At 72.8% G+C, this 23370-nt stretch carries 17 protein-coding genes and 1 pseudogene; 10 read left to right on the top strand and 8 right to left on the bottom strand.

The features are described from left to right. Window positions 1-327 precede the first annotated feature (327 nt). From STTU_RS08900 to STTU_RS08890, 3 genes are all read left to right on the top strand, one after another. Window positions 328-948, top strand: a complete 621-nt coding sequence (locus STTU_RS08900; RefSeq protein ID WP_029396875.1) for a DUF6230 family protein — start codon at window positions 328-330, stop codon at window positions 946-948. A gap of 212 nt (window positions 949-1160) precedes the next feature. After that, window positions 1161-1766 (top strand): DUF6114 domain-containing protein, encoded by a 606-nt coding sequence (locus STTU_RS08895; RefSeq protein WP_007821936.1) that lies wholly within the window; start codon window positions 1161-1163, stop codon window positions 1764-1766. Window positions 1767-1863: 97 nt separating this feature from the next. Further along, entirely contained in the window at window positions 1864-3207 is a 1344-nt protein-coding gene (locus STTU_RS08890) for a hypothetical protein (protein WP_007821935.1), read from the top strand. Window positions 3208-3274: 67 nt separating this feature from the next. On the opposite strand, the gene pyk is transcribed toward STTU_RS08890, so the two are convergent. From pyk to pta, 3 genes are all read right to left on the bottom strand, one after another. Next, a complete protein-coding gene (pyk, locus tag STTU_RS08885; RefSeq protein WP_007821934.1) occupies window positions 3275-4705 on the bottom strand; it encodes a pyruvate kinase in 1431 nt (476 codons plus the stop codon). Window positions 4706-4923: 218 nt separating this feature from the next. Continuing rightward, window positions 4924-6153 carry an acetate kinase gene (locus STTU_RS08880; RefSeq protein ID WP_043254624.1) on the bottom strand — a complete coding sequence of 410 codons (1230 nt, stop codon included), beginning with the start codon at window positions 6151-6153 and terminating at the stop codon, window positions 4924-4926. 131 nt (window positions 6154-6284) lie between these two features. Beyond that, a complete protein-coding gene (gene pta, locus STTU_RS08875; RefSeq protein WP_007821932.1) occupies window positions 6285-8366 on the bottom strand; it encodes a phosphate acetyltransferase in 2082 nt (693 codons plus the stop codon). Window positions 8367-8773: 407 nt separating this feature from the next. Between pta and STTU_RS08870 the strand changes: the two genes are divergently transcribed. Then, a complete protein-coding gene (locus STTU_RS08870) occupies window positions 8774-9799 on the top strand; it encodes an ATP-dependent 6-phosphofructokinase (protein ID WP_009068755.1) in 1026 nt (341 codons plus the stop codon). Window positions 9800-9982: 183 nt separating this feature from the next. After that, entirely contained in the window at window positions 9983-10375 is a 393-nt protein-coding gene (locus STTU_RS08865; protein ID WP_043254622.1) for a nuclear transport factor 2 family protein, read from the top strand. A 4-nt stretch (window positions 10376-10379) separates the two neighbouring features. Here STTU_RS08865 and STTU_RS08860 read toward each other — a convergent pair whose 3' ends face one another. Continuing rightward, complete coding sequence (locus STTU_RS08860) at window positions 10380-11063, bottom strand: response regulator (RefSeq protein ID WP_010269828.1); 684 nt, start codon at window positions 11061-11063, stop codon at window positions 10380-10382. Next, window positions 11060-12679, bottom strand: coding sequence for a sensor histidine kinase (locus tag STTU_RS08855; RefSeq protein ID WP_007821928.1), 1620 nt, complete (start codon window positions 12677-12679; stop codon window positions 11060-11062). Before STTU_RS08855 ends, STTU_RS08860 begins: the two co-directional genes overlap by 4 nt. A 178-nt stretch (window positions 12680-12857) precedes the next feature. On the opposite strand from STTU_RS08855, the gene STTU_RS08850 reads away from it, so the two are divergent. Beyond that, entirely contained in the window at window positions 12858-14270 is a 1413-nt protein-coding gene (locus tag STTU_RS08850) for a C4-dicarboxylate transporter DctA (protein ID WP_007821927.1), read from the top strand. A 75-nt stretch (window positions 14271-14345) separates the two neighbouring features. Here the strand turns inward: STTU_RS08850 and STTU_RS08845 are convergent, their stop codons facing one another. Further along, window positions 14346-17507, bottom strand: coding sequence for a GH92 family glycosyl hydrolase (locus STTU_RS08845; protein WP_234019192.1), 3162 nt, complete (start codon window positions 17505-17507; stop codon window positions 14346-14348). Window positions 17508-17694: 187 nt separating this feature from the next. Here STTU_RS08845 and STTU_RS08840 point away from each other — a divergent pair, with 187 nt between their 5' ends. Then, the gene (locus tag STTU_RS08840) at window positions 17695-18498 is read left to right on the top strand and encodes a carbon-nitrogen hydrolase family protein (RefSeq protein ID WP_199785066.1); all 804 of its coding nucleotides are present in this window, start codon (window positions 17695-17697) and stop codon (window positions 18496-18498) included. A 59-nt stretch (window positions 18499-18557) separates the two neighbouring features. Here STTU_RS08840 and STTU_RS08835 read toward each other — a convergent pair whose 3' ends face one another. Then, the gene (locus STTU_RS08835) at window positions 18558-19112 is read right to left on the bottom strand and encodes a hypothetical protein (RefSeq protein WP_007821924.1); all 555 of its coding nucleotides are present in this window, start codon (window positions 19110-19112) and stop codon (window positions 18558-18560) included. Window positions 19113-19232: 120 nt separating this feature from the next. Between STTU_RS08835 and STTU_RS08830 the strand changes: the two are divergent. From STTU_RS08830 to STTU_RS08820, 3 genes and pseudogenes are all read left to right on the top strand, one after another. Beyond that, window positions 19233-19696: pseudogene (locus STTU_RS08830) on the top strand (MerR family transcriptional regulator). Then, window positions 19680-20015, top strand: a complete 336-nt coding sequence (locus STTU_RS08825) for a thioredoxin family protein (protein WP_010269809.1) — start codon at window positions 19680-19682, stop codon at window positions 20013-20015. The pseudogene STTU_RS08830 and the gene STTU_RS08825 overlap by 17 nt, the downstream one beginning before the upstream one ends. 162 nt (window positions 20016-20177) lie before the next feature. Then, entirely contained in the window at window positions 20178-22505 is a 2328-nt protein-coding gene (locus tag STTU_RS08820) for a HelD family protein (protein ID WP_007821918.1), read from the top strand. A gap of 55 nt (window positions 22506-22560) precedes the next feature. Here STTU_RS08820 and STTU_RS32880 read toward each other — a convergent pair whose 3' ends face one another. Beyond that, a complete protein-coding gene (locus STTU_RS32880; protein WP_106432122.1) occupies window positions 22561-23283 on the bottom strand; it encodes a DUF4232 domain-containing protein in 723 nt (240 codons plus the stop codon). Between the last annotated feature and the right edge of the window lie 87 nt (window positions 23284-23370).

Raw genomic sequence — 23370 nt, 5'->3', positions numbered from 1 at the left:
GGCACGCTCGGTCCACTGCCTCCGGTCCGACAGCCAATCGGCGCCCGGGGGTTCATGGGTCCCCACCGGGCGGGCCGGGGTCCTCGCGGGCGCCGGCCGGGACAGGGGGGTCTCCGCCGGTCGGCGGGGCCTGTCCACGGGTTGCGTGAAGGCGCGGCCAAGTGGTTGTCGCTCGGGGGTGATCGCCGGAGATCAGCGCGCTGCGTGCGCGGCCAGTCCCCGGCGCTTCTTCCCGAGGACGTAGCGCTTCTCCCATCCCTGCCCACGACCGCCGCCCGAGCGGCGGACGGCACGGGCCCGGGATGTACGTCCGAGAAGGAGGAAATCATGGAATCTGTCGCTCGTGGCGGGACCAGATGGCGTCGTTTCGCCGTCGTCATGGTCCCGGGTGTCGCTGCCACGGCGGCGATCGGGGTCGCGGTGGCGCAGGGCGCGCTCGCGGCCTCGTTCAGTGTGTCGGGCCAGCAGTTCAAGGTCTCGGCGGACCGGCTCGAAGGTGATGGCTTCGCGCAGTACGGCGGCATGGACGTCGAGTCCGACGGCAAGACCGGTCACGCCGTGGCCGTCTCGTCGTTCGACGACGCCAAGCTGTACAACATGTGCCAGTCGGTCGTGACGCCGAACGTCCCGCTCGTCGGCACGATCACGCTCAAGCTCAGCGCCGGTACGAAGAAGGACCAGCCGGCGGTCGCCCACAACCTCTACGTCGACCTGGACGACCTCTCCGGTGAGGCCACGTTCGAGGACATCGACATCGGCGTGGCGGCGGGGGCCAAGACCCGCGGCCCCGCGCTCGCGAAGAACACCCCCACCGGTGGCTTCGCGCAGCAGGCGAGGAAGGCCACGATCGAGGACGTCAAGCAGACGGCCTGGGCCACCACGGCGGGCACGTTCAAGCTGAGCGGGCTGCACATGTCGCTGCACAAGGGCGTCAAGGAGTGCTACTGAGCACTCCCGCCGGGACGGGCCCCACGGGTTCCCGTCCCGCCGTGCTCTGACCTCGCGACCGTGGGCGGCCCCGGCGGGCCGCCCACGGGGCGCGGGCCCTTCGGCACGCGGGCCCTCCCCGTACGGGCCGGGACGGCAGCGCCGCTCCGTCCCGCACGGGCGCCCCCGTGCCCCTTCATCCACGCATAGCCGGTTCCAGGGAGCTGTTTTCCATGAGCGCCGAGTCCCCAGGGCTGAGCGACGACCGACTGCACGTCTGGCGAACGCGGTTCCGCGACTGGCGGGGCACCCGGCCCTTCTGGGCCGGTGTGCTGACGCTGCTGGGCGGCATACCCATCGCCTACATCCCTTACAACGACCTCAAGCTGGGGCAGCTCACCGTCCGCATGTCGACGACCGCGGGTGCGGGCTCCCTCATCATCGGGGTCCTGCTCATCACCCTCGGCCTGACGATGTGGTACCAGGCACAGGTACGGGTCTTCGCCGGAGTCGCGGCGATCCTCCTCGCCCTGGTCTCGCTCCCGGTCTCCAACTTCGGCGGTTTCGTCGTCGGCTTCCTTCTCGCCCTCTTCGGCGGCAGCCTCGCGCTCGCCTGGGTGCCGGACAAGAAGGGCCCGTACGGGAAGCGGACCGAGGCGGGCGACCCGGCGGGCGACCCGAGCGGTGACCCCGCCCCCGAGGACCGGGGCGGCCCGGACGCGGGCCCCGGCCCCGAACTGCCGCGACAGCCCGGACCCGCCGGGGACGACGCCCCTGCCGGGGACGGCGGGCGGCCCTTCGCGCACCTCGCCGACGGTGGTGGGCACCGTGCCGAATGACGAGCTGCACCCGGGGGAGGAGCGCAGATCCGGCCCCCGGCACGCGGCGCCCCGCAAGTCGGTCCTGACCAAGTTCCGGATACCCGCGGGCAAGGCGATGGCCCTCGCGGCCATGCCGACGGCCGTCTTCGTCGGCATGGGGCTCACCCCGCGCCTCGCGCTCGCCGACGACAAGACCGACCTGCCGTTCGCGCCGGGCCCCTGCGTGACCCGCTCCGACGAGCCGGGCCAGGAGCCCTCCGGCTCCGCCTCCGCCTCGACGAAGCCCTCGCCCTCCCCCTCGGAGAGCGCGAGCCCGGGTGCCTCCCCCTCGCCCTCCGTGACGCCGAACCCCTCCGCCTCGGACGAGGCGAAGGACAAGGCCGAGGACAAGGCCGAGGACGAGGCGAAGGACGGCTCGGGCAGCACGGCCGCCGGGAAGGACGAGGCGGACGCGGCTCCCGGGGCGAAGACCGCGAAGAAGGAGCGGGACGAGCCCTCGGCGAGCCCCACGCCCAGCGCCTCCGAGACGAGGAACCCGCTCGACCCGCTGGGCCTCGGCGACGCCCTCAAGGACCTCTTCACGCCGAAGGACCAGAAGGACGCGGACGCGTCCGCCGAGGAGAAGCCCGCCGAGGACGACAAGGCGGCGGACGGCAAGGCGGACGACGCGGCGGACCCCAAGGCCCAGGACGAGGCGCAGGACAAGGCCGAGGACAAGACCGCGGACGGCGAGTCCAAGGGCTCCGAGGCCGGGGACTCCGAGGCCGGGGACGCCGCGGGCGACAAGGCCGCCGACGCCAAGCCCCGTACCCTCAAGGACGATCTCAGCGACGCCGCGCGCGCCGCGGGTGCCTCCGAGGAGGACATCGCCGAGGGCGCCCGCAAGGCCGAGGAGCAGAACGCCAAGGGCCCGCAGGACGAGAAGGCCGACGGGGCGGACGCGGGCAAGGACGACGGGCCCGAGCCCTACCCCTGCCCCACCCACGACGCGAAGGCGCTCGCCGACGCCGACGTGGACGAGAGCTACCCGCGCGTCGCCGAGGACCCCTGGACCCTGCACACCACGAAGCTGAGCCTGCACGGGCTCGGTTACGACGGCATCGTCAAGGTGCGCACGGCGAGCGGCAAGATCAAGAACGTCCTCAAGTTCACCGCCAGCGGCATCGACATCAAGGACCTGCACCAGACCGCCGTGGGCCCCGGCGCGTACACGACGCACGTCAAGGGCGCCCCGGGCTCCACGTCGAAGATCCGCGACGGCAAGGTCACGATGTACACGGAGGAGCTGAAGGGGAAGCTGCTCGGCCTCATCCCGGTCGACTTCACGCCCGACAGCCCGCCGCCGCTCACCCTGCCCGAGCTGTTCTTCACGGACGTCACCGTCGTCCAGGCCGGTCAGTTCGGCGGCACGCTCACCATTCCGGGACTGCACAACTACCTGGATAAGAGCGGCAGTTGAGTGACGCCTGAGGGGCGCCCCCGGAAGTCCGGGAGGCGCCCCTCACGCGTGTGCCGTTCCTGCCCGCTCAGCCCTGCCGGTTGTCGCCCAGGTGGTGGACCCGGACGAGGTTCGTCGAGCCGGGGACGCCGGGGGGCGAGCCCGCCGTGATGACCACGGTGTCGCCGTCCTTGAGCGAGCCCAGCTTGACCGTCTCGGCGTCCACGAGGTCGACCATCGCGTCCGTCGTGTCCACGTGCGGCACGAGGTACGGGGTCACGCCCCAGCTCAGCGCGAGCTGGTTGCGCGTGGACTCGTCCGTCGTGAAGGCGAGGACCGGCTGCGCCGTGCGGTAGCGGGCCAGGCGGCGCGCGGTGTCGCCGGACTGCGTGAAGGCGACGAGCGCGTCCGCGTCGAGGAAGTCCGCGATCTCGGCGGCGGCGCGGGCGACCGAACCGCTCTGCGTGCGCGGCTTCTTGCCCTCGTCGAGCGGCTTGAGGCCCTGCGAGAGCAGCGCCTCCTCGGCCGCCGTGACGATCTTCGACATCGTCTTGACGGTCTCGATCGGGTACGCGCCCACGCTCGACTCGGCCGACAGCATGACCGCGTCCGCGCCGTCCAGGATCGCGTTCGCGACGTCGCTCGCCTCGGCGCGCGTCGGACGCGAGTTGGTGATCATGGACTCCATCATCTGGGTCGCCACGACCACCGGCTTCGCGTTGCGCCGGCACATCTCCACGAGGCGCTTCTGCACCAGCGGGACCTTCTCCAGCGGGTACTCCACGGCGAGGTCGCCGCGCGCCACCATGACGGCGTCGAAGGCGAGGACGACCTCCTCCATGTTGGCGACGGCCTGCGGCTTCTCGACCTTCGCGATGACGGGGAGGCGCTTGCCCTCCTCGTCCATGATCTTGTGGACGTCCTTGACGTCCGAGGCGTCGCGCACGAAGGAGAGCGCGATCATGTCGGCCCCGGTGCGCAGCGCGAAGCGGAGGTCCTCGATGTCCTTCTCGGAGAGCGCGGGCACGTTGACGGCCGCGCCGGGCAGGTTGATGCCCTTGTGGTCGGAGACCACGCCGCCCTCGATGACGATGGTGTGCACCTTGGGGCCCTCGACCGAGGTGACCTTCAGCTCGACGTTGCCGTCGTTGATGAGGATCGGGTCGCCCTTGGCGACGTCGCCCGGGAGGCCCTTGTACGTCGTGCCGCAGATCGTGCGGTCGCCCTGCACGTCCTCCACGGTGATGGTGAACTCGTCGCCGCGCACCAGCTCCACGGGGCCGTCGGCGAAGGTCTCCAGGCGGATCTTCGGGCCCTGGAGGTCGAAGAGGACCCCGACGGTCCTGCCGGTGTCGGCGGCGGCCTCGCGGACGCGCTGGTAACGCCCGAGGTGTTCTTCGTGCGAGCCGTGGCTCATGTTGAGCCGGGCCACGTTCATGCCGGCTTCGATAAGGGCCTTCAGCTGATCGTACGAGTCGACCGCTGGACCGAGAGTGCAGACGATTTTGGAACGGCGCATGAGGCAAATCCTATCGGTTTGTTTCGGGGCGGGATTAACGGACTACCGGAAGAACACATGGGCGCGGGGCCGCTCAGACGAAAGGGTTTCCCGGAGCGGGAGAACCGCCGGAGAGGGCGACACATGGGCGCCGCCGCGCTCAGGTGGGCCGCCCGGAATACCGTGAAAACGGCCCGGAAACGCGTCCCGGAATCGCGGCGCGACCGCCCCGCGTGAATTCAGCCCCGGTCACCTCCTTCCCCGAGGAGCCCGTACGTCTGCCGCGCGATCTCCAGTTCCTCGTCGGTCGGCACGACGGCGACGGTGACCGGCGTCCCCTCCGGCGAGATGACGCGGGGCCGCTTCTCGCGGACCGCGTTGCGCCCCGGGTCCACGGCGAGCCCGAAACCGGTCAGCCCCTCCACGGCCGCCGCCCGCACCGGCGCCGAGTTCTCGCCGACACCGGCGGTGAAGACGAGCGCGTCGACGCGGCCGAGGACGGCCGTGTAGGCGCCGATGTACTTGCGCAGGCGGTGGACGTACACGTCGAAGGCGAGCCGCGCGGTGCGGTCGCCCTCGTCCGCCCTGCGGGTGATCTCGCGCATGTCGTTGTCACCGCACAGGCCGTACAGGCCGCTCTTCTTGTTCAGCAGCACGTCCACATCCTCGGCCGACATGCTCGCGTTCCGCATCAGGTGGAAGACCACTGCGGGGTCGATGTCCCCCGACCGGGTGCCCATCACCAGTCCCTCCAGGGGGGTCAGCCCCATCGAGGTGTCCACACTGCGGCCCCCGCGCACGGCGGCGGCCGAGGCCCCGTTGCCCAGGTGCAGGACGATCGTGTTCGTCTCCTCGTAGGGCCGCCCGAGCAGCTCGGCCGTCGCACGCGACACGTAGGCGTGCGAGGTGCCGTGCGCCCCGTAGCGGCGGATGCGGTGCGCCTCGGCGACGGCCGTGTCCAGCGCGTACCGCGAGGCCGCCTCGGGCATGTGCGCGTGGAAGGCGGTGTCGAAGACCGCGACCTGCGGCAGCGAGGGGTTCAGGCGCCGCGCCGTGCGGATACCGGCGAGGCCCGCCGGGTTGTGCAGCGGGGCGACGGGGACGAGCCGCTCGATCTCGCGCTCCACGTGCCAGTCCACGCGCGTCGGCCCGTCGAAGAGCCGCCCGCCGTGGACGATGCGGTGCCCCACGGCCAGCAGCTCGGGCGAGTCGAGCCCGAGCCCGTCGCGGGACAGCTCGGCCGCGACCGCGTCGAGGGCCTCGTCGTGGTCGGCGACGCGGCCCTCACGGGTCCGGGTCTCCGGCTCGGCGCCGGTCAGGAGGGTGTGCTCGACGCGCGAGGTCCGCTCCCCGATCCGCTCCACGAGACCGGTCGCGAGCCGCGACTCGTCCCGCATGTCGAGGAGCTGGTACTTGACCGAGGAGGAACCGGAGTTGAGGACGAGCACACGGGTGGGTGAGGCGGACACGGGGGCCTTCCGTAGGGTCCGGAGGAGAAGAGGGCGGGGGAGGGGCGGGCGGGCAACGGGGACGGCTGTACGGGTTCCCGCGAGCCGTCCCCTGAGACGTGCGGCGAGAGGTCCCGTAAGACATACCGCCCTCAGCCGGACGCGGCCGTCTGCCCCGCCTGGATCGCCGTGATGGCGACCGTGTTCACGATGTCCTCGACGAGCGCGCCGCGCGAGAGGTCGTTGACGGGCTTGCGCAGGCCCTGGAGGACCGGGCCGACCGCGACCGCGCCCGCCGAGCGCTGCACGGCCTTGTAGGTGTTGTTGCCCGTGTTGAGGTCCGGGAAGATCAGCACCGTCGCGCGTCCCGCGACCGGAGAGTCCGGGAGCTTCGTCGCCGCGACGGACGGCTCGACGGCCGCGTCGTACTGGATCGGGCCCTCGATGAGCAGATCGGGGCGCTCGGCCCGCACCAGCTCCGTCGCCTGCCGCACCTTGTCGACGTCCGCGCCCGAGCCCGAGGTGCCCGTCGAGTACGAGAGCATCGCGATCCGGGGCTCGACGCCGAAGGCCGCCGCCGTCGTCGCCGACTGGATCGCGATGTCCGCGAGCTGCTCGGCGTCCGGGTCGGGGTTGACGGCGCAGTCCGCGTAGACGAGGACCTTGTCGGCCAGGCACATGAAGAAGGCCGAGGAGACGAGCTTCGCGTCCGGGCGGGTCTTGATGACCTCGAAGGCCGGGCGGATCGTCGCCGCCGTCGAGTGCACCGCGCCCGAGACCATGCCGTCGGCGAGCCCGGCCCGCACCATGAGCGTCCCGAAGTAGTTGACGTCGGCGACGACGTCGTGCGCCAGCTCCTCCGTGACGCCCTTGTGCGCCCGCAGCGCGGCGTACTCGCGCGCGAAGCGCCCGCGCAGCTCGGAGTCGTGCGGGTCGAGCAGCTCGGCGCCTTCGAGGTCCACGCCCAGGTCCGCGGCCTTCCTGCGGATCACGGCGGGGTCGCCGAGCAGTGTGAGCGCGCACACCGAGCGGCGCAGCAGGACGTCCGCCGCGCGCAGCACGCGCTCCTCGGTGCCCTCGGGGAGGACGACGCGGCGGGGGTGCGCGCGGGCCTGCTCGATGAGCTTGTGCGCGAACATCATCGGCGTGACCCGGCCGCTGCCCGCGACGCGGATGCGGTCCAGGAGCGCCGGGCCGTTGACCCAGCGCTCGAAGAGGCCGAGCGCGGTCTCCGTCTTGCGCGGGGTCGCCGCGCCGAGGCGGCCTTCGAGCGTGAACAGCTCGGTGGCGGTCGGGAAGCTGTTGCCGGGCACCGAGACGAGCGGGGTGCCGGGGGCGAGCTGTCCGGCGAGCCGCAGTATCCCCTGGTCGGGGCGCTCGCCGAGGGTCAGCAGGACGCCCGCGATGGCCGGGGCCCCGGCCGAGTGCGCGGCGAGCGCGCCCACCACGAGGTCCGAGCGGTCGCCCGGGGTCACGACGAGGCAGCCTGGGGTCAGCGCGTGCAGGAAGTTCGGCAGGGTCGCGCCGCCGAAGACGAAGTCGAGCGCGTCGCGCGAGAGGCCGGCCTCGTCGCCCAGCAGAACCGTTCCACCGAGGGTGTGCGTGATCTGCGCGACGGTCGGCGCCGACAGGCTCGGCTCGTCCGGCAGGACGTACACGGGCACGCCGACGCGGCCCGTGAGGCGCTCCTGCACGAGGTCGCGGTCGGCGGGCGCGACGCGGTTCACGATCATCGCGAGGACGTCGCAGCCGCGCCCCGCGTAGGCGTGGTAGGCGTTGTGCGCCTCGGAGCGCACCGACTCCGCCGACTGCTCCTTGCCGCCCACGACGGGCAGCACGAAGGCCCCGAACTCGTTGGCGAGCCGCGCGTTGAAGCCCAGCTCGTCGGGGAGCTGCGTGTGCGCGAAGTCCGTACCGATCACGAGGACGGCGTCGTACTCGGCGGCGAGCCGCTGGTAGCTCTCCACGAGCCGCGAGACGAGTTCGTCGAGGCCCTGCTCGGCCTGGAGCGCGCTCGCCCGCGCGTAGTGCATCCCGAAGACCGAGTCCGGCGGCTGGGAGAGGCGGTAGCGCTCGCGGAACAGCTCGTACATGCGGTCCGGGCCGTCGTGGACGAGCGGCCGGAAGACCGCGACCCGGTCGACCCGGCGGGTCAGCAGCTCCATGACCCCCAGCTCGACGACCTGCCGCCCGTCCCCCCGGTCGGTCCCGGTCACATAGACACTGCGCGCCACCGGTATTTCTCCGTTTCCCTACTCATACGAATTCAGGAGCACTCATCAGAGCGCCCCCGGAATCGTTCTCGACATCCCGCGCGAAGCGCAAGAGAATGCCGGAGAACTCATAGGACAAAAACACCTGATCTGCTGAACCTGCCCCCTTGACACTACCCACAGCACTCGGTATGCCGCCCGCGCGGTCCCCCGGCGCGTCCGTATTTCCGCACGCCCCCTGCCGTTGTTCCGCTCCGGCACCGGTAAACGCGCGCCCCCGGGACGGACGTATGTTCCGGGCTTTCCACGGGCGTGCGAGAATCGGCCCGAGTTCAGGGGGAACCCGCACCGACCATCCGCGTTCTTCGCGTCCTTCCCGTCCTCTCAACCCCCGCGCACCTCTAGTAAGCGAGCAGGAGAACAGCACGATGCGCATCGGAATTCTCACCGCAGGCGGCGACTGTCCGGGCCTCAACGCAGTGATCCGGTCGGTCGTGCACCGCGCCGTCACGCACCACGGTGACGAGGTGATCGGGTTCGAGGACGGGTACAAGGGCCTGCTCGACCGGCACTACCGCGAACTCGACCTCGACGCGGTGAGCGGCATCCTCGCCCGCGGCGGCACGATCCTCGGCTCGGCCCGTCTGGAGCGCGGGCGGCTCGCCGAAGCCTGCGCCAACGCGCCCGAACTCGCCCGCGAACTCGGCATCGACGTCCTCATCCCGATCGGCGGCGAGGGCACCCTGACCGCCGCGCGGATGCTCTCCGAGAGCGGGATGCCGGTCGTCGGCGTGCCGAAGACGATCGACAACGACATCTCCTCGACCGACCGCACCTTCGGCTTCGACACCGCCGTCGGCGTCGCGACCGAGGCGATCGACCGCCTCAAGACCACGGCCGAGTCCCACCAGCGGGTCATGGTCGTCGAGGTCATGGGGCGGCACGCGGGCTGGATCGCCCTGGAGTCGGGCATGGCGGGCGGCGCGCACGGCATCTGCCTGCCCGAGCGGCCCTTCGACCCGGCCGACCTCGTGAAGATGGTCGAGGAACGCTTCGCGCGCGGCAAGAAGTTCGCCGTCATCTGCGTCGCCGAGGGCGCGCACCCGGCGGCCGGGACGATGGACTACGGCAAGGGCGAGATCGACCAGTTCGGCCACGAGCGCTTCCGCGGCATCGGCACCGCGCTCGCCTACGAACTCGAATCGCGCCTCGGCAAGGAGGCCCGCCCGGTCATCCTCGGCCACGTCCAGCGCGGCGGCACCCCCACCGCCTACGACCGCGTCCTCGCCACGCGCTTCGGCTGGTACGCCGTCGAGGCCGCCCACCGCGGCGACTTCGGCAACATGACGGCACTGCGCGGCACGGACGTCGTGATGGTCCCGCTCGCGGAGGCGGTGACGGCGCTGAAGACGGTGCCGAGGGAGCGGATGGAAGAGGCGGAGTCGGTCTTCTAGGCCGGTGACGCGGGGACCGGCGGACGGGCGGCGGGGCCTGGCTGTGGTGGCGGGGCGGGGTGTCCCCGCGGTCGCCCGGCGGCTCGTGGCCGCCCGGATCGGCCCGGCGGCCCGTGGCCGCGCGGCCCGGCCCGGAACTAGGGTGGCGCCACTGCTGCCCCTCCCCGGTGAAGAGGAGATTCCGTGCGCGCCTTCCGTGCGGCCGTCGAGGCCCGTGACATGCACGCCGTCGAGGCCCTGCTCGCCGAGGACGTCGTGTTCACCAGTCCGGTCGTCCACAAGCCGTACCAGGGCAGGGCGATCACCGCCGCGATCCTGCGCGGGGTGCTCCGCGTCTTCGAGGACTTCCGGTACGTGAAGGAGATCGGGGAGGCGGACGGGGCCGATCACGCCCTCGTCTTCGCGACGCGTGTCGGGGAGCGCGAGCTGACCGGCTGCGACTTCCTGCACGTGAACGAGGCGGGGCTCATCGACGAGTTCACCGTCATGGTCCGCCCGCTCTCCGGCGCGCGGGCGCTCGCCGAGGCCATGGGGGCCCAGTTCGAGCGGATCGCGCGCGAGGCCGCCTCCGCCTGAGGCGTCAGCCCCGCGCCTCCCAGCGGTAGTGCAACTCCGGGCGCCCCACCTGCCCGTAGCGCGGGGCGCGGGTCGCGAGGCCCGTGGTGACGAGGTGTTCGAGGTAGCGGCGGGCCGTGATGCGCGAGAGGCCCGCGAGATCCGCCGTCGACTGCGCGGTGAGGCCGTCCTCGCCCGCCGCGCGCAGCGCCTGGGTGACGCGGTCCAGGGTCGGGGCGCTCAGCCCCTTCGGCGGGTCGGCCGGGCGCGGGGCGCGCAGCGCGGCGAGGGCGCGGTCCACGTCGTCCTGGCCCGCCGCCTCGCCAGCCGCCGCCCTGAACTCCCCGTACCGCGTGAGCCGGTCGCGCAGCGTCGCGAACGTGAAGGGCTTGAGTACGTACTGCACGACCCCGAGCGAGACCCCTTCGCGCACCACCGCGAGGTCCCGCGCGGACGTGACCGCGATGACGTCCGCGCGGTGCCCCGCCGAGCGCAGCCCGCGCAGCAACTGGAGCCCGTGCCCGTCGGGCAGGTAGAGGTCGAGGAGCACGAGGTCGATCGGCGTGCGCTCCAGGGCGCGGCGCGCGGCTGCCGCCGAGTGCGCGACCGCGGCGACGGTGAAGCCCGGCACCCGCTCCACGTACAGACGGTGCGCGTCGGCGGCGACGGTCTCGTCCTCGACGACGAGGACCCGTACGTCCTCGCTCATCGCGTCCCCCCGGCGGAGAGCGCGAGCGGCAGCCGCACGGTGAACTCGGCGCCCCCGCCCGTGTCGCGGCGGGCCGCCACGATGCCGCCCGCGCGCCCGGCCGCCTGGCGGACGAGCGCGAGCCCGAGGCCGTGCGCGCCCGGCTCGGCGGCCTTCGTCGACCAGCCGTCGCGGAAGGCGTCCTCGATGTGCGCGGGATCGAGCCCGGGGCCGTTGTCGGTGACGCGGAGCAGCAACTCGTCCCCCTCGGTGGTGTGTTCGGCGCGCGCGGTGACCGTGACCCGCGCGCCCGGGGTGCCCTGCGCGGCCTCCACCGCGTTGTCGACGAGGTTGCCGAGGATCGTCACGAGGTCGCGCGGCGGCAGGCTCGCGGGGAGCAGCCCGTCGTCGAGACCGCTGTCCTCGCTCAGGACCAGCTCGACGCCGTGCTCGTGCGCGTACGCCGTCCTGCCCAGCAGCAGCGCGGCGAGCACCGGTTCGCGGACCGCGCCGGTCATGCGGTCCGTGAGCGCCTGGGCCAGCTCCAGTTCGGACGTCGCGAACTCCACCGCCTCGTCCGGGCGCCCGAGTTCGACGAGCGAGACGACCGTGTGCAGCCGGTTCGCCGCCTCGTGCGCCTGCGCCCGCAGCGCCTTGCCGAAGCTCCGCTCGGCGTCCAGCTCGCCCATCAGCGCGCGCAGTTCGGTGTGGTCCCGCAGGGTCACGACCGTCCCCGAGCGCTGCCCCCCGGACACGGGCGAGGTGTTGACGACGAGGACGCGCTCCTCGGTGAGGTGCACCTCGTCCACGCGGGGCTCCGAGGCGAGCAGCGCCCCGGTGAGCCCGCGCGGGAGCCCCAACTCGGCGATGGGGCGCCCGACATACGTGCCGGGCGGCAGCCCGAGCAGTTCGCGCGCCCCGTCGTTGAGCAGGGCCACGGCCCGGCGCCCGTCGAGCAGGAGCAGCCCTTCGCGCACGGCGTGCAGCGCGGCCTCGTGGTAGTCGTGCACGAGGGCGAGTTCGGTCGCGTTCATGCCGTGGGTGTGCCGCCGCAGCCGCCGGTTGATGACGTACGTGCCGGTCCCGCCGAGCAGCAGGGCCGCCGCGGCCGTCACGAGGAGCAGCAGCACCTGGTGGCGCAGGCGTTCGCTGATCGCCGTGACGTCTATCCCCGCGCTCACGAGCCCCGTGACGCGGTCGCCCTCCTTGACCGGGGTCACGACCCGTACCGAGACCCCGAGCGTGCCCCGGTACGTCTCCGAGAACGTCCGCCCGCGCAGCGCCTCGGCGCGGTGACCGAGGAAGCGCTCGCCTATCCGGTCCGGCGTCGGGTGCGTGTAGCGGATGCCGTCGGGGGACATGATCGTCACGAAGGTGAGGTCGGCCTCGCGGCGGACCTTCTCCGCGTAGGGCTGGAGGGTGCGGGTCGGCTCGGGCGCGCCGACCGCCTCGCGCACGGTGGGCGCGGCGGCGATCGCGAGCGCGGCGGCGGTGACCTGGCGCTCGGCGGCGGTACGCGCCTGGCGGCGGTCGCTCACGTACGTGAAGAGCGCGCAGCCCGCGACGACGAGTGCCACGAGGAGCACCTGCATCGCGAAGAGCTGGCCGGCCAGGCTCCGGGGGCGGGGGAGACGCATCGGGCCAGTGTGCCCACGCCGGGCGCGGTCCGCAGCCTCCGGGGCAGGTCCGCGCGACCTTAATGACCGAAACAGTGACGCCGGTCACACCGTACGGGATAGTCGCCGCAGCCCGGCGTGCGGAGCGAGCCGCAGTCTCCCGCGCCCGCCCAGACGACGACGTCACCAGGAGGAACCCGTGTCAGCCACCGAGGCAGCAGCCCCCGAGCCCGAGGGACACGGGCCCGCGACCCCGCCGCCCGCCGCGCCGGGACGCCGTGACAAGAGCCACTACCTCTACCTCGCCGTGATCGGCGCCGTGATCCTCGGGATCATCCTCGGCTTCGCCGCGCCCGGTGTGGCCGTCGAGCTGAAGCCGCTCGGTACCGGCTTCGTGAACCTGATCAAGATGATGATCTCGCCGATCATCTTCTGCACGATCGTGCTCGGCATCGGTTCGGTGCGCAAGGCCGCGAAGGTCGGTGCCGTGGGCGGGCTCGCGCTCGGCTACTTCCTCGTGATGTCGACCGTGGCGCTCGCGATCGGCATCCTCGTCGGCAACCTCCTGGAGCCCGGCCAGGGCCTCCACCTGACCGAGTCGGTGCGGGAGGTCGGCGCCGCGCAGGCCCCCAAGGCCCCCGAGTCGACCGTCGACTTCCTCCTCGGCATCATCCCGACGACGCTCGTCTCGGCGTTCACGAGCGAGAAGGTCCTCCAGACGCTCCTGGTGGCCCTCCTCGTCGGCTTCGCGCTCCAGGCGCTCGGCAGGAGCGGCGAGCCGGTCCTGCGCGGCATCGGCCACATCCAGAAGCTCGTCTTCCGCGTTCTGGCCACGATCATGTGGGCGGCCCCGGTCGGCGCCTTCGGCGCGATGGCCGCCGTGGTCGGCGAGACGGGCGTGGACGCGCTCAAGTCGCTCGCGGTCATCATGATCGGCTTCTACGTGACGTGCGTGCTCTTCGTCGTGCTCGTCCTCGGCGCGCTGCTCAGGGTCTTCGCGCGCGTCAACATCCTGCTGCTCCTGAAGTACCTGGCCCGCGAGTTCCTGCTGATCCTCTCCACCTCCTCGTCCGAGTCCGCGCTGCCGCGCCTCATCGCGAAGATGGAGCACCTCGGCGTCTCGCGCCCGGTCGTCGGCATCACCGTCCCGACCGGCTACTCCTTCAACCTCGACGGCACCGCGATCTACCTCACGATGGCGTCGATCTTCGTCGCCGAGGCGATGGACCAGCCGCTCTCGATCGGCCAGCAGATCTCGCTGCTCGTCTTCATGATCATCGCCTCGAAGGGCGCGGCGGGCGTCACGGGGGCCGGTCTCGCGACGCTCGCGGGCGGGCTCCAGTCCCACCGCCCCGAACTCGTCGACGGCGTCGGCCTCATCGTCGGCATCGACCGCTTCATGAGCGAGGCGCGTGCCCTCACGAACTTCGCGGGGAACGCGGTGGCGACGGTGCTGATCGGCACGTGGACGAAGGAGATCGACAAGGGGCGGGTGGACCAGGTGCTCGCCGGGAAGCTGCCGTTCGACGAGAAGACGCTGGTCGACGAGGCGGAGGCGGAGGCCGGGATGCCCGAGCCGCGGGCGGAGAAACTCAGCCCCTCCGGCGTTTGAGGAGCGGGGGTCCGGGGCGGAGCCCCGGGAGGCGGGGTGCGGGGGCGCCGAGCCCCCGCATCCCGCCCCGCCCCGCTATGCGGCGGGGCAGAGGTGGAGGGCCAGTACTCCCTCGCCCTCCGTGGCGACCGTCACCTTGCCGACGACCCCGGCGTCCCCGCTGTTCGCCAGCCGGAAATCGGTGCCGCCGTTCTCGCCGTTGTGGAAGGCCGCGTCGTCGACCTCGAACACGGCCGTCCTCCAGGTGTCGGTCCCGGTCTTCGCGACCTCGGGCGTCGACTTGTAGGCGTCGCCCACCGCGTCGTACTGGAGGCTCCAGCCGCCCGTGCCGTGGTCGAAGTACTCCACGCTCACGGTCGCCCGGTAACTCCCGCCGGGAACGGTCGTGTTGTCGACGTCGAAGTACTGGAACGGGGACCCGTCCGTCGTCTCGTGCCCGGAACGGCCGGCCTTCTCGACGACGTTCCAGTGCCCGTCACCGTTGTCGCGGGCGCGCAGCCCGCACTCGGTGTCCTCCGCGCCGAGCGTCGCGCACGCCGTGGCCGTGCCGTCCGCGTCGGGCACGGTCACCACGACGGCCCCGCCCGGCAGTTCCTCGCCCGAGGAGGTGCGGAACGAGATCTTCACCGGGTGGTACCCGGACGGCGTGTCCTTCGTGGTGCTGATCGCGACCGGCACCTCGGCCGTCCTCGCGTGCCGCAGGCTCAGCGTCCCGGAGGACGGCGAGACCTTCACGTGCGGGTCGTCGGTCGAGGCCGTCCACCGTACGGAGCCGGGCCGGCCCGCGAGCGCCGAGACGCCCACGGTGCCCTTGAGGCCCTTGCCCGCCTCGGTCACCCGCGTGCCGTTCGGCGTGAGGTAGCCGACGGCGGACTTCTCGTACGTCCGCCAGGACGGCGGCGCCGCCTTCGCGGAGGTCGCCCAGTGCTTGTCGGGGCGCGTCGCGAGCGAGAAGTCGAGTTTCCCGCCCCGCGTCACGACGTCCTCGGGCAGCGAAGTCGACTCGAAGGACCGGCCGTTGAGCTTCGCGCCCGTCACGTACGGGGCGTTCGCCGCCGCCTTCGGGGCGTTGACGCTCAGCGTGCGGCCCGTGCCGAGGTGGATCTCGGCGCGCGGGAAGAGCGGGCTGTTGAGCGCGATGGCCGGGGTGCCGGGTGTCGCGGGCATCATGCCGAGCGCCGCCCACACGTACACCGAGGACTGCGCCCCGTTGTCGTCGTTGCCCGGCAGCCCGTCGGGCGCGGTCGTGTAGATCTCGTTGACCATGCGCCGGGCGACCTCCTGGGTCTTCCACGGCTGGCCCACGTAGTCGTAGACCCACGGCGCGGCCGTGTCGATCTCGTTGCCCATCCACGCGTACGGCTCGTTGCCGCCCGCGTTGAGCTTCCTGAAGAAGGCGTCGAGGCGCGGGATCACCTTGTCCTTGCCGCCCATCGCCGTCACGAGCCCGGCGAGGTTCTGCGGGACGAGCCAGTTGTACTGCGCCGCGTTGCCCTCGTCGTAGCCGTCCTGCCCGAAGGCGGTGTCCGGCGGCTTGACGAAGCCGGGACCGGCCGGGAAGGAGCCGTTGTCGTCGCGCGGGCGCAGGTAGCCGGTCGCGGGGTCGTAGATGTTCTGCCAGTTCTGGCCGCGCTTGGCGTACTCGCGTGCGGTCGCCTTGTCGCCGACGCGCTCGGCGAGCCGGGAGATCGCGAAGTCGTCGATCGCCCACTCCAGCGTCTCCGAGGCGCCCTGGAGACCGTGATCGCCCTGCGAGTCGCTGTTGTTGGGCGCGTAGCCGAGCCGCACGTAGTCCTCGACGCCGGGCCGGGCGATCCAGCCCCAGCCGACCTTCTCGGACACGGTCGCGTTCTTCTTCATGATCGGCAGCGCCGACCTGATGTCGACGCCCTTCGCGCCGAAGGCGACGTACTGCGCGAAGAGCGGCACCCCGTTGTCGCCGTTCATGACGTTCCCCGTCATGTTCTGCGCGGGCCATTTCGGCCACCAACCCCCTTGCTGCTGGGCGTCCCTGAGCAGCGAGTTGGCCATGTCGCCGGCGCGCCCGGGGTACAGCATCGTCTGGAGCGGGGCGAGCGAGCGGTAGATGTCCCAGTCCGAGAACGTGCCGTACTGGTGGTGCCCCGGGGCGACCTCGCGGATCTTGTCGTCGAAGCCGATGTAGCGGCCGTCGACGTCGTCGAAGACGCTCGGCGACTGGAGGGAGCGGTACAAAGAGGTGTAGAAGGTGGTCAGTTGCTCATCGGTACCCCCGCCCACCTCGACCTTCTTCAGCGCCGTGCGCCAGTCCGCGCGCGTCTGCGCCTGCACCTTCGCGGTGTCCCAGCCCGGTATCTCCGTCGTCAGGTTGCGCGCCGCGCCGTCCTGGCTCACGTACGACATGCCGACCTTGGCGGTCACCCGCCGCTCGCGCGAGGTGTCGAAGGTGAGGTAGGCGCCGGAGTTCGCGCCTTCGGCCTTCGAGGCGCCCTCGGTGACCTCGCCCGCGCCGTCCCACGTGCCGTGCGCGGTGAACGGGCGGTCGAAGCGGATGTCGAAGTGCAGCGTGTAGCGGCTGTTGTTGCACAGGCCGTGCGGCGTGACGGTGCCGCGCACCTCGCGGTCCCCGACGAGGTGCGCCTCGGCCGCGTAGTCACCGCCCAGGCTCGTACCGGACTTCACGAGGACCTGGGCCTGCGAGCCCTTCGGGTACGTGAACGAGGCGATGCCCGCGCGCGTGCGCGCCCCGATCGACACGTCGATCCCCGAATCGGCAAGCGTCACCTCGTACGTGCCCGCCTCGGCCGTCTCCTTCGCGTGCGAGAAGTGCTCGGTCCGCTCAGCGGGCTTCTCGCCGATCGCGCCCGTCACGGGGAGCAGCGGGATGTTCCCGAAGGAGGAGCAGCCGCCCGAGAAGTGGTCGAGGCTGAAGCCCTTGATCCGGTCCGAGTCGTACGAGTACCCGGTCGGGCCCTCGGTCGTGTCGGGGCTGAACTGCATCATCCCGAACGGCGCGGTGACGCCGGGCCAGGTGTTCTCCCAGTCGGTCCCCTTTTGCGTTCCGATGAACGGGTCGACGTAGCGGCTCGGGTCGGCGACGAGCGCGGTCCCGTGCCCGTGCCCGTGCCCGTGCCCGTGCTCGTGTCCGTGCCGCGTGGCAGCGGAGGCGGGCGGTACGGCGAGCGCGCACACGGCCAGCACCAGGGCGGCTGCCCCGGCTCCGCGCACCGCGCGCGTTCTGTTCCTGAATCCCCACATGCGTGGTTCTCCTCCATCGCGGCGGCACCGGCGTGATGGCTGACATCGTTGTCCCGTGTCGGGGAGGAGTCTGTGCCGCGGCTGAGAGGGAGTCAAGGGGGTGGCGAGTGCCTTCGGCGCGGGCAGGGGCGACCATGGGGGTGGACGTTGCCGAGAGGGAGGACGTACGACGATGACCACGACGATGCTGAGGCTCGCGCTGGGCCAGCTCACCTCGGGCCCCGAGCCCGCGGCGAACCTGGACCTCGTGCGGGAGCGCACGCGCGAGGCCGCCGCCGGGGGAGCGCGGCTCGTCGTCTTCCCCGAGGCGACGATGGCGTGCTTCGGCATCCCGCTCGGACCGCTCGCCGAACCGCTCGACGGGCCGTGGGCGGAGGGCGTCCGCGCGGTCGCGGCAGAGTGCGGGGTCGTCGTGGTGGCGGGGATGTTCACGCCCGCCCCGGACGGGCGCGTGACGAACACGCTGCTCGCGACCGGCCCCGGCGTCGAGGCCGCGTACGACAAGATCCACCTCTACGACGCCTTCGGCTTCGCCGAGTCGGCGACGGTCGCCCCGGGCTCCGAGGTCGTCACGATCGACGTGGACGGCGTCCGTACTGGCCTCGCGACCTGCTACGACGTCCGCTTCCCCGAACTCTTCCGCGCCCACGCGGACGCGGGCGCGCTCCTGAGCGTGCTCCCCGCCTCCTGGGGCGCGGGCCCCGGCAAGCGCGAGCAGTGGGAACTCCTGGTCCGCGCCCGGGCCCTGGACGCGACGCTGTACGTGGCGGCGGTGGACCAGGCGGACCCGGGGGCGAGCGGCCCGCCCCGCTCCGGCAAGGCGCCGACGGGCATCGGCCACAGCCTGCTGGCGGGCCCGGACGGCACGATCCGGGCGACGGCGGGCGCGGAGCCGGGGGTGGTCTTCGCGGAGGTGGACGCGGCGGAGGTGACGACGGTGCGCGAGTCCATCCCGGTCCTGGCGAACCGGAGGCTGGGCGGCGGGGCGTAGGCGGAGGGGGTGGTGGCGGGGCCGCAGGGTGAGCCCCCGCACTCGCGGGACCCGGGGCCCTACGCCGCACCCCGCCTGTCGCGGGTCGCCGGGGTCCGCCCCGCCCCCGCCCCGTCCCACTCGCCCAGGGTCAGCACCAGCGCCCCGCTCACTACCAGCAGGGTGCCCGGCAGTGCGAGGAAGCCGCGTCGTTCGGCCGCCCGTACCTCCTCGTACCGCTCCCGCGAGATCCGCACCCGGTCCTTCGTGCGGGTGTCGAGCGCCGAATAGCCGCCGCCTGCTTCGGCCTTCGCGTCCTGGCGACCGGCGAAACCCGCGAAGGCCGTCCCGGTCACGAGGACCCCCGTCAGTAGGAGCCCGGCGCAGCTCAGCCGCGCCGCCCGCGGCAGGCAGCGGAACGAGGCCCAGAGCGTGGACCGGTCCACCCCGGCCCACAGACACCGCAGGAGCGCCGCCGCGCCCGTGGGCAGCGCCGCCGCGAACCCTGCCGCCACCAGCCATCCCGCCCCCGCCGTCCACCGCCCGAAGGGCAGCCCCGCGCACAGCCCCAGCGCGACGAGCGAGGCGCCGCAGACCAGAGCCGGGCCCGCGTGCCACGTGAAGGTCCGTCTCATGCGTCCAGCCTCGCAGAGGCGTCGTCCCAGGTCACTGCCGGTGTCCGGCAGAGTTGGGCCGCTCGGGCTGGCCTTGACGTCGGCGTCAGGTTCTACCGTCGTCGCATGGACGACGGCGAGATGCGTATCGGGGAGCTGGCGGAGCGGGCGGGGACGACGACGCGGGCCTGCGGTACTACGAGGCGCGCGGGCTGCTCGCCGCGCGGCGCGACGGGCAGGGGCATCGCGTGTACGGGGCGGCGGATCTGCGCCTCGTCCGGCAGATCCGCGCGCTCCAGGAGGTCGGCTTCGGCTTGGAGGAGACGCGGCCCTTCGTGGAGTGCCTGCGGGCCGGGCACGAGGAGGGCGACACGTGTCCCGCCTCGCTCGGCGGCTACCGCCGCAAGCTCACCGAGATGGACGCCCTCGTCGCCCAGGTCCTCGCCGCCCGCGCCCGCGTCGCCGCGCAACTGGCGCGCGCGGAGGAGGCGGTACGGGCCCTGGCGGGCGCGGCGCCCCCGGAGCCCGGCTGCGCCCTCGCCCCCGTCCCCCCTGTTCCCGCGACACCGACCGCTGAGGAGACCCGCCATGCCGGCCACCACTGACGTCACCCACCTCACCGACGACCGCTTCGCGTCCGACGTGCTGCTCGCCCCCGGCCCCGTCCTCGTCGAGTTCACCGCGAGCTGGTGCCCGCCGTGCCGTCAGCTCGCCCCCGTGCTCGCCGACCTCGCGCGGGAGCGCGCCGGGGAGCTGCGGGTCGTCGCGCTCGACGTGGACGAGGCACCGCTCACGGCCGCGCGGTACGGCGTGCTCGCCGCGCCCACGATGATCCTCTTCCGCGACGGCGAACCCCTCGGCAAGCTCGTCGGCGCCCGCTCGGGCCGCAGGCTGCGCGAGGAGCTGGACCGGATGGCCGCCTGACGGCCGCGGGACCCGGCACGAGCACGCCCCCCCCGGAACGCGAAAACGCCCCAGCCACTTGAGGCCGGGGCGTTTCGACGCGTATATTGAGTAATTCCGTGCTGCCTGAATCCGGGCACACAGAAGCGCATGTACTCGAATCTTAACGGGCAGGGAGCAGTCTTGTCAAACGAGACCGGCACGGCCGGGAACGGTCAAGAAGGGCGTCAGGACGAGTGGGGCCGCGAGGAGCTGCGGACCGAACAGGAGTACGTGGATCTCCTGCACGCCTGCCTCGACGCGCTCAGGGACCGGGCCGAGGGCGCCGCCGACGACGCCCTGCGCCCCGTCGGCAAGGGACACCAGGCCCAACTGGAGCGCTCCATCGCCGCCTTCGAGTACAGCAGGACGCTCGCCGAACTCGACGGCATCGAGGAAGGGCTCTGCTTCGGCAGGATCGACCAGCGCGACGGCGTCACCCACCACATCGGCCGGATCGGGCTGCGCGCCGACGACAGCGAGCGCACGCCGCTGCTCATCGACTGGCGCGCCCCCGTCGCGCGCCCCTTCTACCTCGCGACCGGCCTGCACCCGATGGGCCTCCGCCGCCGCAGGCACCTGACGACCAGGGGCCGCACCGTCACCGCCCTGCACGACGAGACCCTCGACCTCCGCGAGACCGCCCCCGGCGCCTTCGAGAACCCGAGCGGCGACGCCGTGCTGCTCGGCGCGCTCAACGCGGAGCGCACCGGACGCATGGGCGACATCGTGCGCACCATCCAGGCCGAGCAGGACGAGATCATCCGCGCCCCGCACCGCGGCGTCCTCGTCGTCGAGGGCGGCCCCGGCACGGGCAAGACCGCCGTCGCGCTGCACCGCGCCGCATACCTCCTCTACGCGGACCGCGAGCGCCTGCACCGCAGCGCCGTCCTGATCGTCGGCCCCGGCGGCGCCTTCCTCAACTACATCGGCGAGGTCCTGCCCTCGCTCGGCGAGACCGGCGTGTGGCTCGCGACGCCCGGCGAGCTGTACCCGGGCATCAAGGCGACGGGCACGGACACGCCGCGCGCGACCGCCGTGAAGGGCGACGCGCGCATGGCGGACGTGCTCGCGCGGACACTCGCCGACCGGCAGGCGCTGCCCGATCCCGTCCTGGAGATCGCGCACGAGGACCACGGGACGCTCACGCTCGACCGGGAGACCGCCGCCGGGGCCCGCGAGCGGGCGCGCGCCGCGCTCGTCCCGCACAACCTCGCCCGCCCCCACTTCGCCTTCCGCGTCATCGACGCGCTCACCGCGCAACTCGCCGACCGCCTCGGCGCCGACCCCTTCGGCGGCCCGAACTTCCTCGACCCGACCGACGTCGCGGAACTCGGCAAGGAGATCGCCGCGAGCCCCGCCGTGCAGGCCGCCATCGACACGCTGTGGCCCCGGCTCACGCCGGAGAAGTTCCTCGCGGACTTCCTCGCCGAGCCCGACGCCGGCGGACACCTGCCCGCCGAGGACGCCGACGCGATCCGCCGTGCCCCCGGCACGTGGTCGGGGAGCGTCTTCACACCCGCGCCGTGGACCCCCGCCGACGTCGCGCTCCTCGACGAGGCCGCCGAACTCCTCGGCGAGGACGACTCCCTGCGCCGTGCCGCCGAGGCACGGAAGCGGCGCGAGGAGGCCGAGTACGCGCAGGGCGTGCTCGACGTCGCCGCGGCCTCGCGCACGTACGAGTTCGAGGACGAGGAGTCGGAGGTGCTCGGCGCCCAGGACATCGTGGACGCGGAGCGGCTCGCGGAGCGGCACGAGGAGCGCGACCGGCGCAGCGCGGCCGAACGGGCCGCCGAGGACCGCACGTGGGCCTTCGGGCACATCATCGTGGACGAGGCGCAGGAGCTGTCGGCCATGATGTGGCGGCTGCTCATGCGGCGCGGCCCCAACCGCTCGATGACCCTCGTCGGGGACCCCGCGCAGACCGCCGACCCGGCGGGCATGCGCTCCTGGGACAGCGTCCTCGCCCCCTACGTCGGCGACCGCTACGCCTACCGCCGTCTCGACGTCAACTACCGCACCCCGGCCGAGATCATGGACGTCGCCGCCGCCGTGCCGCGCGCCGCCGACCCCGGCTTCGCCGCGCCGCGCTCGGTCCGCTCGACGGGCGTCCGGCCGTGGGCGGGCGCGTACGGGGCGGAGGAACTGCCGCGCGCGGTGGGCGAGGCGGCCGGGCGGGCGGCGGAGGCCGGGGGCCGCGTCGCGGTGGTCGCGCCGCGCACGCTGCACCACGTGCTGCTCCCGCACCTGCCGGGCGCCTCGGCGGGCGAGAGCCCCGACCTGACCCGTCCCGTCGTGCTGCTGACGCCGCGCCAGTCGAAGGGCCTCGAATTCGACGAGGTGCTGGCCGTGGAGCCGCAGCGGTACGAGGAGTCCGACCTGTACGTGGCGCTCACCCGGCCCACGCAGCGGCTCGGTCTCCTGCACAGCGAGCCGCTGCCCGAGCCGCTGGCCATAGCGCTCAAGGCGTGAGCCGTGCGGCGTGACGTGGCGGTCCCTCCGCGCGGGAGGGGCCGCCCCGGGCCGCTCAGAGGCCGATCGGGTCGACGAAGGTGCCGGGGTGCGTCGCACCGGACTGCTCGACGATCGCGCCGCCGTACTCCCACGGCAGCGTGATGTGCTTCGTCTCGTCGGGCAGCGTCATGACGACGTCCTGCGGGACGAACGACTTCGTGCCGGGGTCCGTCGTGGGCATGACCGTGAACTTGATGTGCGCGATGTCGTCGCCGGGCTTGAGCGTGATCGGGTCCGGGCGGGCGCCGGAACGGGCGAGGTCCCAGCGCTCGCCCTTCGCGCTCACGAGCTGGACGCCGGGGAAGCCCTTGAGCGTGCACGTGCGCTTGCTGTGGTTGGTCAGCCGCACGGTCACGGACTGCTGGTACTTCGACTGCTCCATGTCGGGCTTCCCGCCGTGCGGCCCCCAGAAGTCGAAGTCGATCTCGCTCGTCGCGCAGTGCGCGCCGCTCGGCTTCGCCGCCTCGTCCGAGGGGTTGATGCCGTCGTCGTTCTGCGCCTTCCCGCCGTTCGTGCCCTCCTCGGCGGGCGTGCCGCTCTGCGGGGAGCCGGTACCGGCGTCGGCGCCGTCGTCCTTCGACGCGTCCTGCGCGGGGGCGCCGGAGCCCTGCGAGGCGGTGGGCGCGGCGCTCGCGGAGTCGTCGTCGGAGTCGCAGGCGACGGCCCCGGCGCCGAGGGCGAGCGCGGCGAGGACGGCGGCGGTGGTGCGGGCGGCGCGGGGGGTGATGATCGACATGATGTCTCTTTCCGCAGCGGGTGAGTGCGTACGGAATATCTGATGATCACCACCCCCCTTCCAGTTCACGGAAAACTGTCAGGGGCC

The sequence above is a fragment of the Streptomyces sp. Tu6071 genome (assembly GCF_000213055.1).
GTDB classification, from domain to species: Bacteria; Actinomycetota; Actinomycetes; order Streptomycetales; family Streptomycetaceae; genus Streptomyces; species Streptomyces evansiae.
The sequence above is the reverse complement of the archived record's forward strand: the minus strand, read 5'-3'. Positions and strand labels throughout refer to the sequence as shown.

Excerpts from the sequence above, each read along its gene's own strand:
- STTU_RS08900 (WP_029396875.1), top strand. The coding sequence starts at position 328 with ATGGAATCTGTCGCTCGTGGCGGGACCAGATGGCGTCGTTTCGCCGTC.
- STTU_RS08895 (WP_007821936.1), top strand. The coding sequence starts at position 1,161 with ATGAGCGCCGAGTCCCCAGGGCTGAGCGACGACCGACTGCACGTCTGG.
- STTU_RS08890 (WP_007821935.1), top strand. The coding sequence starts at position 1,864 with ATGGCCCTCGCGGCCATGCCGACGGCCGTCTTCGTCGGCATGGGGCTC.
- pyk (WP_007821934.1), bottom strand. The coding sequence starts at position 4,705 with ATGCGCCGTTCCAAAATCGTCTGCACTCTCGGTCCAGCGGTCGACTCG.
- STTU_RS08870 (WP_009068755.1), top strand. The coding sequence starts at position 8,774 with ATGCGCATCGGAATTCTCACCGCAGGCGGCGACTGTCCGGGCCTCAAC.
- STTU_RS08860 (WP_010269828.1), bottom strand. The coding sequence starts at position 11,063 with ATGAGCGAGGACGTACGGGTCCTCGTCGTCGAGGACGAGACCGTCGCC.
- STTU_RS08855 (WP_007821928.1), bottom strand. The coding sequence starts at position 12,679 with ATGCGTCTCCCCCGCCCCCGGAGCCTGGCCGGCCAGCTCTTCGCGATG.
- STTU_RS08845 (WP_234019192.1), bottom strand. The coding sequence starts at position 17,507 with ATGTGGGGATTCAGGAACAGAACGCGCGCGGTGCGCGGAGCCGGGGCA.
- STTU_RS08835 (WP_007821924.1), bottom strand. The coding sequence starts at position 19,112 with ATGAGACGGACCTTCACGTGGCACGCGGGCCCGGCTCTGGTCTGCGGC.
- STTU_RS08825 (WP_010269809.1), top strand. The coding sequence starts at position 19,680 with ATGCCGGCCACCACTGACGTCACCCACCTCACCGACGACCGCTTCGCG.
- STTU_RS32880 (WP_106432122.1), bottom strand. The coding sequence starts at position 23,283 with ATGTCGATCATCACCCCCCGCGCCGCCCGCACCACCGCCGCCGTCCTC.